General features: G+C 43.1%; 1 protein-coding gene. It reads left to right on the top strand.

The genetic code is table 11. The features are described from left to right. On the top strand, positions 1–339 hold a 339-nt coding region (gene mobV / locus R0J92_RS21645), incomplete at its 5' end, for a MobV family relaxase (RefSeq protein WP_411053149.1). Between the last annotated feature and the right edge of the window lie 153 nt (positions 340–492).

Raw genomic sequence — 492 nt, 5'->3', positions numbered from 1 at the left:
GCCATTCGAAAAGATGCGGTTAGGTGCTGTTCGTTCATGATCTCGGCAAGTCCCGAATTCTTTGAAAAGCTGTCTCCAGAGAGCGAAAGGGAATTCTTCAAATCTAATCTGGAATTTATCCAGGAGCGTTACGGAAAAGAGAACGTGATGTATGCGTCAGTAAATAAGGATGAAACGACACGTCATATGCACGTGGGTCTCGTGCCGATCACGAAAGAAAAAAAGCTGTCAGCAAAGCAGATTTTCAACAAAGTTGAAATGAAACAGCTGCAGGAAGCGATCGGGAAGCATAACGAAAAACTTGGCTTGCTGCGCGGTGAGCCTTCAGATAAAAAATAGCTTGAAATTCACAAGTTTAAGCTAGAAGCGGATAAAGAGAAGCTGAAAGAAGTAAGCCTTAAAAAAATAGAGATGGAACAGGCGGTTGATCAGATTTCGGGTCGATTGGATGATTTGAAAAAGACAGCATTTGAAGCGCAGGCGGTTGATCAG

This window comes from Tritonibacter sp. SIMBA_163 (assembly GCF_046535935.1).
Classification (GTDB): domain Bacteria; phylum Pseudomonadota; class Alphaproteobacteria; order Rhodobacterales; family Rhodobacteraceae; genus Epibacterium; species Epibacterium scottomollicae.
Note: the sequence above shows the minus strand (reverse complement) of the source record. Positions and strands in the feature narration are given on the sequence as shown.